Source organism: Pseudoalteromonas sp. BZK2 (assembly GCF_014349195.1).
GTDB classification, from domain to species: Bacteria; Pseudomonadota; Gammaproteobacteria; order Enterobacterales; family Alteromonadaceae; genus Pseudoalteromonas; species Pseudoalteromonas simplex.
Window position 1 is genome coordinate 14,456 of record NZ_JACSOG010000046.1, and the last position, 14,968, is coordinate 29,423.

Genomic DNA, 14,968 nt, shown 5'->3' on the forward strand with positions numbered 1-14,968 from the left:
CTTTTCCTCGGCAAAGGCATGTTTATAGTTCTTTACGATCGTTGACTAAATAGTTCAATTCTCACCTGTAGACTTTTTCTACTTGTACGCTCAGCAAGCATACAAGGTCTCAATATATCCGAGGGAAAAGATATTAATCATATGAAATCCAGATGTTTTTTTACAATAACACTTAAGCCAATATGTTTGGTCTAAAAAAAGCGAAATTTTAATTAAAAACAAACTGAATATGTTCCATTGAAATTTATTATAGAGTGATGTTGATTGGAGGTTAAAATGTTATTCATTAAAAAGAAACAAAGCCCAGTACGCGGGTTATTTTACATTTCACTTTGCATTTCATTATCTATTGTAAGTTGCATCTTGAATTCATATTTTCGATACGGCATGACTTTACCACTCGAATTTTACACACCACTAATCATTACTTTGATATTGCCTCTATTGAACTCAAAGCAAGGAACTGTGCTTTTTGGCCCTGTTAAATTGTTTAATTCTGGAAAATAGCGCGATTTTAAGAGTGTGATAGCTTAGATTTAAATGCTCGATGTGGAAGACTTTCAATGAAAAATAGTACAGCACTAATATCAATAATCTTAGGGTGCTTATCTAGCGAAGCTGCAGCAATTATCCCTGGGGATGATACTGCATGTTATCCATTATCATATGATAGAGCTGCAATCAAAAAGCAAATAAAAGTGGATCTTCTTACTACGTATGCGGCCTTAAACACTATAAGTGGAGAGGAAAAACTATTGAATGACACATACTCAGCTGAACTTGAGAATATAAAAGTGGTATCTACTGAGTTTCAAAATTTTAAATTTTCTTACTCTGAGCGTGATGGCCAACTTTGTGGTTCAATAGTAAAAAAGTAATTAATTTAAAATAATAGGTTAAACATGAAAGAATATTACGTAATAGAAATTGGTTTTAATGGTGCTGGAGGCGCAGGAGGTGATGTAGCTAAAAGCTTTACATTAGATAAAGATAAAGCTCTTTGGTTTGCTGAAGTATTTTTTACGGGCCTAAAGACACTGGGTAAAGAATCTGGCTTTGTAAAAATTATTGGCTCAGATAAAACTCTTTCCTTAACGCTTTCTAATAATACTCTACCCAATTTTAAAAGTATCAAACTGCCCTTGCCACAGTGTAGCAATTAAGAACTCAATTAATCTATAAAATATGGGCTTTGTGCTCATTCCATAGAAACCGACCTTAAGATGAAATATCACCTATATAGGATTCAAATTCATAATATCATATCTATACCATCATACTAGTACCTTTCATCAATACTCACTCAACCCCATAGTGCCATTGAAGAGCTCGACTGAGTCTGTCTTATCCAAGAAGACAAAAACACAGGTGTTGAGGTGTATGCTTATTATACGATATACAGTATGATGGTATAGAAATAACCGCATAAGTGGATTCCCTATGTCTTTGTATAGTGATGTTGCGTTTGCATTTAACCAATTAATTAGTGCGACTGACGTACTTAACCAATTTCTTCATGAATGTGAGGTGGTTCATGCTGAATGCTATAAATTACCACCATCAGCTGGTGACATATCTGATACTAGTGGCTGGGAGTTAGTTACTCCTGAAAAGCATATCGGTTTTACTGCATTAAGTATGGCCACAGGAGCTTTTTCCCGGTTTACACCAGATTATAATCACTCACCTAAATACCCTTTTAGACTACCTGGCTTTATCCAATTGGCGCCAAGTCATTATCAATTAGCTTCACAGCTAGTAGATGCATGTAATTTACAAAAAGTGATCATAAAAGAGCTCATCAACAGTAGCAAACTCAACCAAAGTCAAAAGCGAGACCTAATTCAGTCAATTTGTCCTAACGCTATCACCTTACAAATTTACAGGCTTATCAAAGCTGCTGATGGCCCTGTTAAACGAGTTGGTTTCACTTGGTGTAACAAAAACAGTATGAGAACTATTAACAAAGATGAATTTCTTACTTATTTAGCCGGCAGCAAAGATAACCCTCCATCAGGCAAAACCAGAGCAGAATGGGCACCTTGGGTTGATAAAGAAATTGAGTTAGTTAAAGCCAAACCAGGTGAAATTATCAAAATAAAAAGACCCTTGCCTATTACTCCAAAGCTTAATATTTCATTCAAAGATGACACAAACACGGTTATGTTTTATGGACATACTCCAACAATTGTTTTTGGTGAGCAAGCATGTAAAGTGTCACCATTAACTAGCTATTTTCGAACAGGATCAAGAAAAAATGATATGAGCTACCTTATTAAACGGTTGTACGTTTTAGATTAAAACCTAATTTGGTTCGCTACGGTTATTGTTAATTTATAGCCACATATTAATTTAAATTAATTTTTACATTGTAAAAAAGTATTATATGATGAGATCTTTACTACTTTTATCTGCAAAAACATGATAACAAGACTAAATTTTGTGCTAAGAGGTTGAATTGAACACACTAATGGCGAGGCAATCCATACTTAATGCCAATTATGAAATCTATGGCTTCGAGTTTTTGTATAGAGGGAATCGTTACGACGTAAGCAAAAGCAATGATGCAATGGGAGCTACAAGTGAGCTTCTTAGTAATTTGTTTACGGCAATACAGAATAATGAAAAAACAAATAATTTACCTGCTTTTATTAATATCGATTCTTCTTTTATAGAATCACCGAGCTTTTTCCCTAGCTTTTCTGATAATATTATCTTAGAAATTCTAGAAGATGTTGTTGCCAGCCCTCAAATTATAGCAAGAATAAGAAATCTTAAACAGAGAGGTTTCAAATTTGCTTTAGATGATTTTATATTCGAACCTGATAGATTGAAGTTCTTACCCTATGTAGATATTGTGAAAATAGACATCTCAGCAATTTCATTTGAAAACATAAAGAAGTCATTACCAATTTTACAACCCTATTCCTTGATATTACTTGCAGAAAAAGTAGAAACCGAAAAAGAGTTCGAAGAATGTTTAAAGCTTGGCTTTGATCTCTTCCAAGGATATTTCTTCGACAAACCTGAAATAGTAAAAGGCGTTGAAGTGAGCCCTAGTAAGCAGGTAGCTTTAAATTTAATAACGGAACTTCTTAGGGAAGATATAACAATAAATGAGATAAGCACGCTAATCTCATGTGATCCTAGATTAGTTATCAAAATTCTACTACTAGTTAATAGTTCCTACTTTTCTTTTTCAAGAAAAATTGAGAATTTACGCGAAGCAATTGTAATGCTGGGTATTAAAGCTGTGCAACAATGGGTGTCATTACTGCTACTTGCTAGTGAATCAGAAAGCCCTCTTGAAATTTTTAGGGTTTTATTAAGTAGAGCAAAAGCACTAGAAGCCTTTGCGGAAATTAGAGCCATAAAAAATAAAGATGATTATTTTTATTTGGGGTTATTTTCTGGTCTCCATGCTCTAATAGGTACAGATTTAGAAACACTTCTTGAAAAGATTAACTTAAATAAAGAGTTAAAAGCCGCATTAAAAGGTGAAGAAAACTCTATCGGCAATAAACTTCTTATCATAAAAGCTATAGAACGCTTTGATTTTAACCTTGATAAATTTAACCCCAAAGATGTCGAATTGTTGATGCAAACCTACTGGCAAGGGGCTGAGTGGGCTGACGAATTAATGGATAAACTCATAAAAGAAATATAGTTATACAGAATCTAATAATATGAGAGAATAAAAATTGACAATGGTTCAATCTGAAAGTCACTCAGAACGGATTCTGTGGTAAGATATTTACACATGACTTTCGCTCAACAATTGGTAAATTAATAATTGTTCAAAAAGCAAGGTTTATCGAGTATAGAAGTTTTCAAAACTAAGCTAACTCCTCCCAATTTTTAATTTTCCTATATAATGTAGATGCACTTATTCCTAATTTAACAGCTGCAAGTGGTATATTTCCATTACATATATGCACTGCTGACTCTATAGCTTCTTTTTCTACTTGCCACAAAGGTATGATCTCATCTGTAAGCTCAGCTTCAATTTCGCTCAACAGAGACTTTTTAGCAGTACTCACATTACTCTTTAATGCTTCTTTCTTAAATTGAGGGAGCATATCTAATTCTACAGTATCTCCTTCATTCATTACGACACAATTTTCAATAACATTCTGAAGCTCTCTGATATTACCAGGCCAATCATATGACAAAAATGCCTTTTCAGTGTTTTTACTAAATCCCTTGAATAGCTTATTTGCTGATTTACACTTTTGTTGGAGGAAAAAATGAGCAAGAATAATGATGTCCTCCTCTCTTTCTCTAAGAGGAGGTAAGTTTACAGGTATAACGTTTAATCTATAATATAAATCTTCTCTGAACCTACCATCAGCTACTTCCTTTTGAGGATTCCTATTCGTCGCACATACAACTCTTACGTCACTACTAACAACATCTGAAGAGCCTACCCTTGAATATAAACCTGTTTGTAAGAACCGTAGAAGCTTAGCTTGGAGAGGCAAAGCCATCTCGCAAAGCTCGTCTAAAAAAAGAGTACCACCATTCGCCATTTCAACAGCGCCTTTTCGGTCTGAGATGGCACCACTAAAAGCACCTTTAACATGACCAAAAAATTCTGATTCAAATAAGTCGGCAGGGATAGCTGCACAATTTATCGCAACAAATGATTTATCATGCCTATTGCTGCAATCATGAAGATATTCAGCACACACTTCTTTCCCAGTACCACTCTCACCAGTCACAAACACTGATGCCTTAGAACGAGCTGCTGAATTAAGAATTCGCTTTACTGTTTGAACCGAAATTGAATCACCGATAAAGTCAATATCTGATTTAACCTTTGCTCCTGGTAGGTTTGTGCTGACTGTTTGAGTACCACTTGATATGGATTGTTCTAGTGCACTTTGGACAGCAGATAAAAGTATCTCATTCTCAAATGGTTTCTCAATAAAATCATAGGCCCCTTCACGCATAGCTGTAACCGCAACATCAATGGAACTATTAGAGGTAATTACGACAACTTCAGTTTTTTTATCTATTTTTTTAGCAAATTTAAGAACGTCAATACCAGAAACATCGGGTAAACACACATCTTGAATAATTACATCCGGCACCTTATTTTTGATAGCCGACATTGCACTGAAGCCATCTACAAAATGAGATACCTCATATCCTTTTTTTTCAAGATAAGCTTTATACATTGCTCCTGCAGCAATGCTGTCTTCTACTATGTACAGTATTGGTTTTGACATCATTCACCTAGCGATATTGCCTTAAGAAAATCCCTTCTGGAGTTAGATATTTCAATACATAATTCTATGACTTCTACTGAATTTACATCATCTTTTTCGTAATATTGGGATGCCATATTTGCCAGTGAGTCTGCCCCATATAGGCTAGCTGTATTCTTTAAAGTATGCAGAGTGTCGTGAATACTATCTTGGCCATCTTTATTTTCAGTTGAGACTAATTTTAATGATTTGAGCTGTTGCTCTAATTCATTAGCAAAGTGAGACGCTAATTCAAGAAAAATGTCAGTACCCACATCACACTTTAGCTGCTCTATTTTTGTAGTATTAATCACAACAGCACCTCATAATTATGTACTAATAAAAGTATAGAATTCTTTCATCGTTAAGCAAATTTAACTTCGCCATTTATTTATGACATCACGTAATGTCAATGGTTTATCTATTAAATAGCCTTGGATATTGTCACAACCTAGGCAATTTAATATTTGCAGCTGTTGTGGGGTTTCTACACCCTCAGCTATTAATTCTAAATTCAACCTCTGCGCCATTGCTATAACAGCACTACAAAGCGTGAAATCATCATTATCAGTAGCTATATTGCTTATAAAACTTTTATCAATTTTTATACCATTAACCTTGAATTGTCTTAGTAAACTTAAAGAAGCGAACCCAGTTCCAAAATCATCTAGCCAAACCTTTATGCCCATTTCTCTTAAGCGCTCAAATGACTTAGCTATTTTATTACAATCGCTTATTAGTGCTGTTTCAGTTAACTCTAATTTAATATTTTTAGGGGATATTCCTAGTTCATTAATCAAATTGCTAATTTCTATTGTAATATCGTGATCTATTATTTGAATTGGCGAAACGTTAATTGACATCGTGAAGTCTTTCAAACCATAACTCTCTAGCGTCTTATAATCGACCAAGCACTGCTTAAGTATCCATGAGCCAAGTTCTATTATTTGCCCTGTTCTTTCGAGGTGAGGGATTAAGTGATCAGGTCTTAGCCTCGAATCGTTTATACGGTTACGGATTAATGCCTCAAAGCCTATTAACTTACTGTTACTAGTTGAAACAATCGGCTGGTAGCTCATATAAAAGCTATTACTTTTCAAGGCATACTCAATTAGGCTATCCAAAGGTAATTGAGTATCTTGTTGTGCATTAATATCAATCATGGCTGTCACCTTTTGCAGATAAAACTTTGTCTATCGACCTTAATAACTCATCTTTTTTCACTGGTTTTAGCAAAACATCATCAAAACCTAAAGATTTGTAATGTTCATAACAATTTTCTTTATCACTAGCAGTGTGAGCTATAAACGCAGTGTTATTACACCAACTATGTTTTTTTATCTTATGCAGCGCTTCAACTCCTGACAGCTCTGGCATAACGATATCCATTAATATTACTTCATATTTTTTTTGAGAAAGTGAAAGCAGGGCTTCAATAGCGCTATTAGCATAATCAATTTCAAAATCTTGATCTTTAAGTACAGCCTTAACAACAACATCGACTAGAGGATCATCATCTACCAAAAGAATAGAGGTTTTATTTACTGCTAAGTTACTTGAAACTTCACCTTCTTCATCCTCAACTTTGCAAACCAAAGTAATACATTTCTCATTTTCATGACTACTAAATAAGACATCCTGCCCTCCAAGAATCTTGAATAGCGAGATAAAAAAATTAACTTCTAGGGATTCATCTGATTTTTTAATTAATTCTAGTTGCTTTAAAGCTTTTATAAACTTTGACTCATCTGTACTTTTGTATTTGAACTCTAAGTGTAGTTCTGTAAATTGATCATTATGCTTAGTTTCAGCTTTGACTGAGACAGTGTGTCTAGCAACCTCAAGAACTTGAGAGAGAAAATGCGTTATTAATTGCTTGAACATTCTCTGATCACTGAATATCCAGACAGCATTCTTTTCAGTATTTTCATTATAAACTAACTTACCCGCTGTCTCATTTTGGATAGATTGCACAACACTATTTATAGTTTCAGTCACTTCAAACTTACTGGTATTCAATTTTCTATTCTGAGCCTTAGCCGATAAAAATTCGTCTAACAAACCCAAAGTACAATCTAGTTGTAAAGTTACAGATTCAAGTAAATTCCTTTTTTCTTGGGTATTCACTAACTCATCAAAGGTTCTCAAATAACACACAGGTTTTGAAAGTTTGGCAGCAACCTTAGCTATAAACTCTCTTTGAGCTCTCACATTACTCTTTGATTTCTCCAAAATACCCTTAAGCAAACGCTCTTTATTATGTGCTTCTGAATCATCATGGAAATAGCTTACATAACTACCATCTTCCATATCCCTTTGTAGTACCGTCAACCATCGGCCTGAACTAAAGCCCAAATCGATAATTCTGTCGTGATCTCCCTCTAGCTTATGATGAACTTCGTGATGAGTGATCAAACCACTTTCTTCACCTATCTGAATTAGTTCATAGAAAGCTAATTTATCTGCATTCTTAATACCATCAAAAATAGTTGAGTATGCTTTGTTTGTTATGAGCGGCTCATCATCAGTATCAAAAATAGCAAAAGCGTCAGGTAATGAATCAAGTGCACTTGAATAAAATGCCTCTCTTTTCAACAAGGTTTGATTCTTCTGTTGTATCTCCTCTTGTAACCTTCGAGGTAAACGTAAGAAATAGTAAACTACTGAGAATAGTATTAAACTAATTACGATATAAAGTGTAATGAAAGAATTTGTTACTCTAGCGTCTAGAATAGGTGTATTAGGTTTAACGAATATCCTCCACTCACTCGGAAAGATCTTTGTAGAAGCACTTATTGCTCCACTTAAGTTACGTTGAGATGCCTCCCCATATAAACTTAAAAAAAGCTCATTAGTGGATAAGTATATAGAGTAATCTTGAGTATTAAGTTTTGATATAACTGATTGAAAAAATTGGTTCAAATCAAAAGCACTAATCGTAAAGAAGTTTCCCTTGATTTCATCTAGTTTATGAACTAAAAACGCGGTGTCAGCTATTGTGATAATCTCAAAGTCGCTTGACTTATTCTCCGCCCAGTCACGAAGGTTATAGGCTCCAAGGTCAAAATTAGTTCTACTCCACACGACTAAATTATCTTCGCTTATTAGAGCGTAACCTTTGTATGTTAAGGAGCCTTGTTCACCGGTAGTTACAATTTTCTCTAAATCATTCACATCAACCGATTTCCCACTTAAAATATACCCAACCAACAATTGGTCCTTCTTTATCAAGCTAGAAGCTTGAGAGTCGAACCGCTCGATTGCGTCGAATAATGTCATTTTAAGCTTTTGTGTTTGATATTTATTTTGGCTTATTAACTCATTAGCCTGATATTTAAATAAGAAAAGGCCAACAACAATTGAAGTTACTAATGCAATGAAAAATGAAACCGTTTTGGTACTGAGAATTGATATTTTATTTGAACTTCTGACGCGTTCTTTCTTTTTAAAAGTTCCCACAGACTCAAATGATTGCATTTGTGTTTGAATCAGGTTTATGAACGTATTTAATTGTCCTCTATGGTTCTCATTAAAAACTCTAGATTCAGTATCCCCTAAAACTAATAATCCAATACTCTCTCCCGTTTGTGCGAAAATAGGAATTTGGATGTAAAAAAGAAGATAAGTGTCCCGCTCGTTTTCGAATCTTAATTCATCAATAGTATTTTCATAAATTACCTCTTTCTCCTGGTCAGAAATAGACATCAAAAACTCAATTGAATGTTTAGCCTTTTCCTTACTAACAGATAGAAAAATCTCATGGTTATTTTCGCCCTTATAATCAATGAATTTCACTACCGGAAAGTCATAAAACTGCTGTAATAAGCTTAACGTATTAACAACCTCACCATTGGGGCCATTCAAACCATCATCGAAAATATCCACATTATTAATTGTATTAATCATTAGATCTCTCCCCTTTCGGCTCCGTAGGAAACCAGAATTGTGCACCAGCAGATGATGTCTGTGGTAATACAATCGTAAATGGGGGCGTCACAGCCTCCAAAACTGGCTTATTTGTTACAGGATTCACAACTGGCTCTGCTAGCTGTAAATTAAGTGGTGTCTTACAGTTTGTTATCCCTGGTTCAATACCAATCAAAGCTAATGCATTAATTATCAAATCGTTATTTAGTAAATCTATGCCAAGCAAGTTAAATGCTGTTTTAAGAATCGTGAAAACAAGTGTTTCAACTATATTCTCGTCCTCTTCTAATACAGTTCCTGTAGGACAACATATAGTTCCAATTTCTAAGTCTAAATTTGCACTAACCCCAATTAAACTCAACGTATCTAGAGCTGTAGCTAGTAGAGATTCAATTTCTGGTAAATAAAGCTGCAGAATATCGCCTTGAGATGTAAAGCCCTCAGGGCATGTGTCACATAGAGCTTGAAGTTCTGTCGTTGTCGTGGCTCCAAACAGATCAATACTTGTATTAGATACACCAACCAAGCAGCTGTTATCTGCTGGTACATTATTAATTTTAAAACTTTCACAAGGTGTGCCAGAGGTAACCTTTTGGGACATATATCTGGACACAATTTCATCATCTTTTGCAGGGCAACTAAGAGGTGTTGATTTGAATAAGTTACCTATAAATGTGCCGTCCCTTTGACCTATAGCGTAATTAGGGCCATTTTGTAATGCATTAATATAACTAACATTTCCTGTACTAACTATTTGACTAATACCCGAACTATCGGAATCTTCATCACTAATTGACTTTATACATGGATTTCCTTGGCAATTAGGTGCGTCATAATAAATAGCCTCCCTGGAAGTAAATCTATCATCTCTAATTCCAATTAATGCTCGATAAGTTTTTTCAGAACTACGATCATGAAAAAAGATTAATGGTGCTTCATGTTCGTCAAACGAAATTGCCTTACCTAACTTATTATTTCCGCTATCAATAACGACAACTTCGTTATCTACCTTTTTTGCATTGTGTTTTATAACAGCGTCTCTTACTAAAACAATTCCACCCATCGATCCAATTGCTAAAATAGTAATGATAAGAATCAGCTCTATCGTTAATATGTAACCTTTTTGCTTTCTCATACCGCCTCCTTATATTGAATCAACAAGCAAGCTTAAAACATTCATTACTTGTAGCGCTGATGGAAAGAACACAAGTACCAAAAACATTGGAAAGCAAATAAGTAAAATAGGAAAAGTAGTGTGAAGTGACTTCCTATTAATCCTTTTTGCAAGTAGTACTGACTTCTTTAATTCGTAGCTTTCTAATAGACTTTCTATTGAATTTACCAATGGTGTTCCCAAGGTAGAACCAACCAAAAGTAAGTTAGAAAGTTTCTTAACTTCTTTAACTCCGGTCCGATAATACAAAAATTCAAAAGCGGCATGCTTTTCTTTACCTGCAGAAACTTCATAAACAAAAAGCTTGAGTTCTTTAAATAAAGGGTTCTTCTTGCTCAGGCCGTGAGAAATAGAATGTGATAAAGCCTGCTCTAGTGAAAACCCTGCTTTTAAATATACGAGAAATACCTGTAAAAAAAACTCGAAACTACCTTCAATTGCCTGTTTTCTTTGATACCTGATAACTACAAAGATGAGTTCAGGTACAAAAAACCCACTAATAATAGTAGTAATTTTAAGAATTAGTGGTGGTTGCAGCTCTGCAATTATTATCAAAACATATGCTAATATCGCGCACGAAGTCTTCAGCAAAAATATAGGTATAAGCAATTTAGTTACCTGAATACCTGCTTGGCGCAAATATTTTGAACTCAAAATGAGGCCAAAATACCAAACCTTTGGCTTTGCAAGTTTACCGCTCGGAACTTCAGCCTCAGGTGATTGCTTGTTAATGTATATGAATGCAGCAATACTAATGAAAAGCGATAGAAAAAGGGCTAAATCAATCATATTTTCACCTTCAAACTTACTCTAAGCCAAATTAAGCCAAAAAGCTGACATAAAAATGCTACCGTTAAAAAAACCACACCGTTAGGATGAGATAATAATGGATCAAACCACGTAGGATCTTTGTAGTTAAATAAAGGGACTAATATATAAGGGAGAATGCCACTGAACACTGCAGCATACTTTGTTCCTGATAGCTTACTTCTTATTTGTTGTTTATCTCTCGCTCTTCTAGACAAGATCTGTGTGACACTCTTGAACATGTCTGTGAGATCGCAGTGCGTCTCATAATGTGTAATCACACATTGAGAGAAAAGACGAACAGATTCACAACTGTACCTATTTAACAGTGGCGCCAATGCACCATTAATATCAGCACTTAGCTGTAATTTTTGCATTAATGAATATGTTTGCTTCTTTATACTTTTTCCTGCGTAGTTTTGAGCGAACTCTAAAGATTGTTGCAGTGAAAGACCTGTTTGTAGGCAAGTATGAATAGTTTCTATGTATTCAATGAATTGAGTTTCGAACCTGTTAAGAAAAAACTGCCCTAAGTCAATAATCAAAATATTGATGCCCACAAAAATAATTAAGGAAATAATTAACTTACTTGTTCTTGCATCGGGGAAAATTGCATCCAATCCAAACCATACTAATAGGCTGATTAAAGCAGTAAAAAATATTATCCACAGCCTACTACTTGGTATTCCAATAACTTTTATAGACTGAGTAAGGGTATCTTGTTGAAAAAGAATATCTTCCTCAATATTACGTTTACTTGGTGTTGCCGGTTTTCTTACCAAGTAAAGTATTAAAATACCAGCGATACCTAAAATGAAGGCTCCTATAGATAGAAAATAATCAATCATCATCGCTACCCTCTATATTTTGGAATAATGCCTCGAGCCTAGACTCCTCAATACCACGCATTCGCATAAATTTAATTATTGCAGATTCACTTTTATCAAAAATAAATCTATCAGTATCAGAGTAAAGCGTTCTGAATTTTAGTGTGCCTTCCTCATAGTAAACTTCACCAATACTTTTAAGTTTCCTTTTACCATCAGAGTCTCTAATTAGATGTATAATTAACTGAAGACATGAACCGATTAGAGCGTCGATGTGATCTGAGCTAAATTGCTGGTTATGTAGCTGTGTCAATGTTGAGATTCGACTAATTGCATCATAAGCACTATTAGCATGTACTGTTGTCATAGATCCTTGATGACCACAGCTCATTGCCTGTAGCATATCAATCACTTCACTAGAGCGTACCTCACCGATTATGACTCTATCAGCCCTCATTCTTAGAGCAGCCTTCACCAATTCACTTAAACTTATGCTACCCTTATCATCACTATTTGCACTATGTGCCTCTAGCTGAACAACATGATTATGATGTAACTTTAATTCCGAACTTTCTTCAATAGTTACAACTCTCTCGTTCTCACTTATAGCGCTCGACAGTACATTGAGAAATGACGTTTTACCTGCACCAGCATTCCCGCTTACAACTATATTTGCACCAGCTTCAACAGCACACTCTAGAAATTCAAGCCAATTGGAATCAATAAGGCCGCTTTGTATTAAATAGCTTTTTGTTATGGTTTTATGACTAAATTTACGAATAGAAACGATGGCAGTCGTTGTACAAGCAGGGGGAATAATAACGTTTAAACGACTACCATCAGGAAGCTTTCCATCTACCACTGGAGACAAAGTGTTAGTTTGTTTACCACACTGGTTTAATGCTCTTTCGATAAATCTAAGGAGATGCTTAGAGTTATCAAAGCTGCTTGGGGTTTTAACTAAACGCCCTTGTTTGTCAACCCATATATCATTGAAATCGTTTATTAATATGTCACTAATATTTTCATCAATCATGTATGGGGCAATAGGCCCGTATCCTGATAAATCATCCGCTACAGCACTGATGATTTGTGATATTTGAAGGTCAGATAAATCTAACCCATCGAAAAACTCAATCTCTTGTGAAATTGCTCTAACTGCTATTGCTAAGTCAAGCTCATTAAAGTTTGTAAAGTTCTCTTCTAACTCTTCGATTACTTTGTCATGAAGCAACCCTTTAACGTCTAATAGACTTGGGCTTTCAGGGGCATTATCATTATTAATTTTGAAGTTAAACATAGTAGCTCACTTAGAAACTAAAACAGCTTCATTTTTAGTTCCTTTGACAACTTCAATTTTTCTATTCCTTTGTAACCTTTCAAACTTTTGAATACGGCCTTGCTCTATGTCATAAGCGCTATGCACAATCACTGAAACATTATCTTCGAAGCTGATTCCAGCAAGCGAATATACATCTTTTGGTAAGACAGCTAATACAAGAGAAGTGTTGCTAGCACTGCTTGACGAACTTGAAGCTGTATCAAGAGGGTTTTTTGAAGCCGGACTAGTTGGTGATTTAGATACACCAATTAATTGGACATCTGCTGCTACAGTTCTAACCACTCCTTGAGTTTTAGCTACGATATCAAGCCTATCTCCTTTATGAATTCGAGATAAAGGAATATCTAAACTTGGTAGTTTAAGAGTGTAAAGAACTCGACCAGCAGGGATTGCTTCTGATAAGTTTTTTCTAGTTGCTCTCACTAAGTCAGCATCAAAAATTAACTGCTGCTGGTTTTTATTTACAGCTAATTTTTTGCCAATTAGTGATCGAGGGTTTTGTATAGATAAAGATAAATTTGGAAATTTGCTTTTATCTAATTGAATTTGTGTAACATCATGGACCGTAATAACTTGACCAGCAGATAAATTCTTATTCGTTGTCCAAGCTGAGATTTGATCTTCTGAATTTACTTGTCTAACACCTATGGCTGAAGCGAGCATGCCTGAAGTTAATAGTAAAGTCATGGCAGCTGTTGTAGCTCCTTTATGCTTTGTTTTCATGATGCACCTCCAAAGAAACTCACTGCCACCCTTTGTGGCAGTGACTATATAGGTTTAATTACCAAGAGAGCCACCCGCAGCAGTTCGAGTTGCAGCGTCACCACTTGGAGTCGCACTAATAAGTGCTGCACTTTCACTAAAGTCAGAGGCAACAAAGGTAAATGACGATTCATCACCTGCGTATACATCAACTGAATCGATAAATGCTGAACCAGATACTTCTGCAGTTCCTTCAGCATTGATAAGTCCATCGAATGCGTAACTTTGGTCAAGAGCTCCGATTGCTTCAGCTACATCCTCTAGCTCACTTGTTACAGAGTCTCTTAAAGTAGAGAGCCCAATAACTAAAGCAGCAACCATTGATGTTGATAGGATGATTAGCTCTGAAGTTAATACAAAACCTTTTTGTTTTTTACCGTTTAGATTGTTTAATGATTTTTTCATTTTGATCACCTTTAGAATTGAAGAGCTTTTGCTCACTTTAACTAAAGCCAGAAGCATGCCAAAAAATAAAGCCTTAAAATACAATATGTTAACTTTATCTTGATATTGAAATTCTAAAGTGATTTGCAAAATGCAAATCAAAAATGAAAATCAGGCTGGTAACTGTATATAACTCAAGTACAAATTTTTATATTATTATTTGAGGGTCTTATCTAAGGGTTTTGATATGGAAGTATGAGAATTACTCCAATTTGAAAAGGCCAAAACAATGATCATATGTGGACTAGTCATCGATGCCGCTTCGCGTCGTTCAATGTGTTTCTCGGAAATTTTGATAACACTAGCTTGTGTATTATTCAATCAAAAAGGCCACATGGTGAACTACCCTGCGACATCGCTTCGCTCTGATCACTGGGCTTCTACAGTCTAGCTTAACGGCTAGGCTGCTTCTTTTTTCTCAGATCCAAAATCCAAC

The 14,968-nt window shown here is 35.1% G+C and carries 14 protein-coding genes; 4 read left to right on the forward strand and 10 right to left on the reverse strand.

What is annotated here, in order from left to right; genetic code table 11:
- Nucleotides 1–563: 563 nt before the first annotated feature.
- The 4 genes from BIZ38_RS19550 (at nucleotide 564) to BIZ38_RS19565 (ending at nucleotide 3,667) form a co-directional block, all read left to right on the forward strand.
- On the forward strand, nucleotides 564–878 hold the full coding sequence (locus BIZ38_RS19550) for a hypothetical protein (protein WP_187491066.1): 315 nt from the start codon (nucleotides 564–566) through the stop codon (nucleotides 876–878).
- 24 nt (nucleotides 879–902) lie between these two features.
- On the forward strand, nucleotides 903–1,163 hold the full coding sequence (locus BIZ38_RS19555) for a hypothetical protein (RefSeq protein WP_187491067.1): 261 nt from the start codon (nucleotides 903–905) through the stop codon (nucleotides 1,161–1,163).
- A gap of 277 nt (nucleotides 1,164–1,440) precedes the next feature.
- The gene (locus tag BIZ38_RS19560; protein WP_187491068.1) at nucleotides 1,441–2,301 is read left to right on the forward strand and encodes a DNA replication terminus site-binding protein; all 861 of its coding nucleotides are present in this window, start codon (nucleotides 1,441–1,443) and stop codon (nucleotides 2,299–2,301) included.
- Nucleotides 2,302–2,569: 268 nt separating this feature from the next.
- A complete protein-coding gene (locus tag BIZ38_RS19565; RefSeq protein ID WP_187491069.1) occupies nucleotides 2,570–3,667 on the forward strand; it encodes an EAL and HDOD domain-containing protein in 1,098 nt (365 codons plus the stop codon).
- A 169-nt stretch (nucleotides 3,668–3,836) separates the two neighbouring features.
- On the opposite strand, the gene BIZ38_RS19570 is transcribed toward BIZ38_RS19565, so the two are convergent.
- Genes BIZ38_RS19570 through BIZ38_RS19615 form a run of 10 tightly spaced genes read right to left on the reverse strand, consistent with a single transcriptional unit; the run spans nucleotide 3,837 to nucleotide 14,493 of the window.
- On the reverse strand, nucleotides 3,837–5,231 hold the full coding sequence (locus BIZ38_RS19570) for a sigma-54-dependent transcriptional regulator (protein WP_262387633.1): 1,395 nt from the start codon (nucleotides 5,229–5,231) through the stop codon (nucleotides 3,837–3,839).
- Nucleotides 5,231–5,563, reverse strand: a complete 333-nt coding sequence (locus tag BIZ38_RS19575; RefSeq protein WP_175080763.1) for a hypothetical protein — start codon at nucleotides 5,561–5,563, stop codon at nucleotides 5,231–5,233. The genes BIZ38_RS19570 and BIZ38_RS19575 overlap by 1 nt, the downstream gene beginning before the upstream one ends.
- A 60-nt stretch (nucleotides 5,564–5,623) precedes the next feature.
- Nucleotides 5,624–6,412 (reverse strand): EAL domain-containing protein, encoded by a 789-nt coding sequence (locus tag BIZ38_RS19580; protein ID WP_222938089.1) that lies wholly within the window; start codon nucleotides 6,410–6,412, stop codon nucleotides 5,624–5,626.
- Nucleotides 6,405–9,155, reverse strand: a complete 2,751-nt coding sequence (locus tag BIZ38_RS21910; protein ID WP_262387634.1) for a response regulator — start codon at nucleotides 9,153–9,155, stop codon at nucleotides 6,405–6,407. The genes BIZ38_RS19580 and BIZ38_RS21910 overlap by 8 nt, the downstream gene beginning before the upstream one ends.
- Nucleotides 9,148–10,311 carry a hypothetical protein gene (locus BIZ38_RS19590; RefSeq protein WP_187491071.1) on the reverse strand — a complete coding sequence of 388 codons (1,164 nt, stop codon included), beginning with the start codon at nucleotides 10,309–10,311 and terminating at the stop codon, nucleotides 9,148–9,150. Before BIZ38_RS19590 ends, BIZ38_RS21910 begins: the two co-directional genes overlap by 8 nt.
- Before the next feature lie 9 nt (nucleotides 10,312–10,320).
- The gene (locus tag BIZ38_RS19595; protein WP_187491072.1) at nucleotides 10,321–11,139 is read right to left on the reverse strand and encodes a type II secretion system F family protein; all 819 of its coding nucleotides are present in this window, start codon (nucleotides 11,137–11,139) and stop codon (nucleotides 10,321–10,323) included.
- Nucleotides 11,136–12,008 carry a type II secretion system F family protein gene (locus tag BIZ38_RS19600; RefSeq protein WP_175083602.1) on the reverse strand — a complete coding sequence of 291 codons (873 nt, stop codon included), beginning with the start codon at nucleotides 12,006–12,008 and terminating at the stop codon, nucleotides 11,136–11,138. The genes BIZ38_RS19595 and BIZ38_RS19600 overlap by 4 nt, the downstream gene beginning before the upstream one ends.
- Nucleotides 11,998–13,284, reverse strand: a complete 1,287-nt coding sequence (locus BIZ38_RS19605; RefSeq protein ID WP_187491073.1) for a CpaF family protein — start codon at nucleotides 13,282–13,284, stop codon at nucleotides 11,998–12,000. Before BIZ38_RS19605 ends, BIZ38_RS19600 begins: the two co-directional genes overlap by 11 nt.
- A gap of 6 nt (nucleotides 13,285–13,290) precedes the next feature.
- Nucleotides 13,291–14,049 (reverse strand): hypothetical protein, encoded by a 759-nt coding sequence (locus tag BIZ38_RS19610; RefSeq protein ID WP_187491074.1) that lies wholly within the window; start codon nucleotides 14,047–14,049, stop codon nucleotides 13,291–13,293.
- A 54-nt stretch (nucleotides 14,050–14,103) separates the two neighbouring features.
- Nucleotides 14,104–14,493 (reverse strand): hypothetical protein, encoded by a 390-nt coding sequence (locus tag BIZ38_RS19615; RefSeq protein WP_175080769.1) that lies wholly within the window; start codon nucleotides 14,491–14,493, stop codon nucleotides 14,104–14,106.
- Between the last annotated feature and the right edge of the window lie 475 nt (nucleotides 14,494–14,968).

What these genes read in the sequence shown, in the direction of transcription:
- BIZ38_RS19550 (WP_187491066.1), top strand. Translation starts at nt 564, where the DNA reads ATGAAAAATAGTACAGCACTAATATCAATAATCTTAGGGTGCTTATCT.
- BIZ38_RS19555 (WP_187491067.1), top strand. Translation starts at nt 903, where the DNA reads ATGAAAGAATATTACGTAATAGAAATTGGTTTTAATGGTGCTGGAGGC.
- BIZ38_RS19560 (WP_187491068.1), top strand. Translation starts at nt 1,441, where the DNA reads ATGTCTTTGTATAGTGATGTTGCGTTTGCATTTAACCAATTAATTAGT.
- BIZ38_RS19565 (WP_187491069.1), top strand. Translation starts at nt 2,570, where the DNA reads ATGGGAGCTACAAGTGAGCTTCTTAGTAATTTGTTTACGGCAATACAG.
- BIZ38_RS19570 (WP_262387633.1), bottom strand. Translation starts at nt 5,231, where the DNA reads ATGTCAAAACCAATACTGTACATAGTAGAAGACAGCATTGCTGCAGGA.
- BIZ38_RS19580 (WP_222938089.1), bottom strand. Translation starts at nt 6,412, where the DNA reads ATGATTGATATTAATGCACAACAAGATACTCAATTACCTTTGGATAGC.
- BIZ38_RS21910 (WP_262387634.1), bottom strand. Translation starts at nt 9,155, where the DNA reads ATGATTAATACAATTAATAATGTGGATATTTTCGATGATGGTTTGAAT.
- BIZ38_RS19590 (WP_187491071.1), bottom strand. Translation starts at nt 10,311, where the DNA reads ATGAGAAAGCAAAAAGGTTACATATTAACGATAGAGCTGATTCTTATC.
- BIZ38_RS19595 (WP_187491072.1), bottom strand. Translation starts at nt 11,139, where the DNA reads ATGATTGATTTAGCCCTTTTTCTATCGCTTTTCATTAGTATTGCTGCA.
- BIZ38_RS19600 (WP_175083602.1), bottom strand. Translation starts at nt 12,008, where the DNA reads ATGATGATTGATTATTTTCTATCTATAGGAGCCTTCATTTTAGGTATC.
- BIZ38_RS19605 (WP_187491073.1), bottom strand. Translation starts at nt 13,284, where the DNA reads ATGTTTAACTTCAAAATTAATAATGATAATGCCCCTGAAAGCCCAAGT.
- BIZ38_RS19610 (WP_187491074.1), bottom strand. Translation starts at nt 14,049, where the DNA reads ATGAAAACAAAGCATAAAGGAGCTACAACAGCTGCCATGACTTTACTA.
- BIZ38_RS19615 (WP_175080769.1), bottom strand. Translation starts at nt 14,493, where the DNA reads ATGAAAAAATCATTAAACAATCTAAACGGTAAAAAACAAAAAGGTTTT.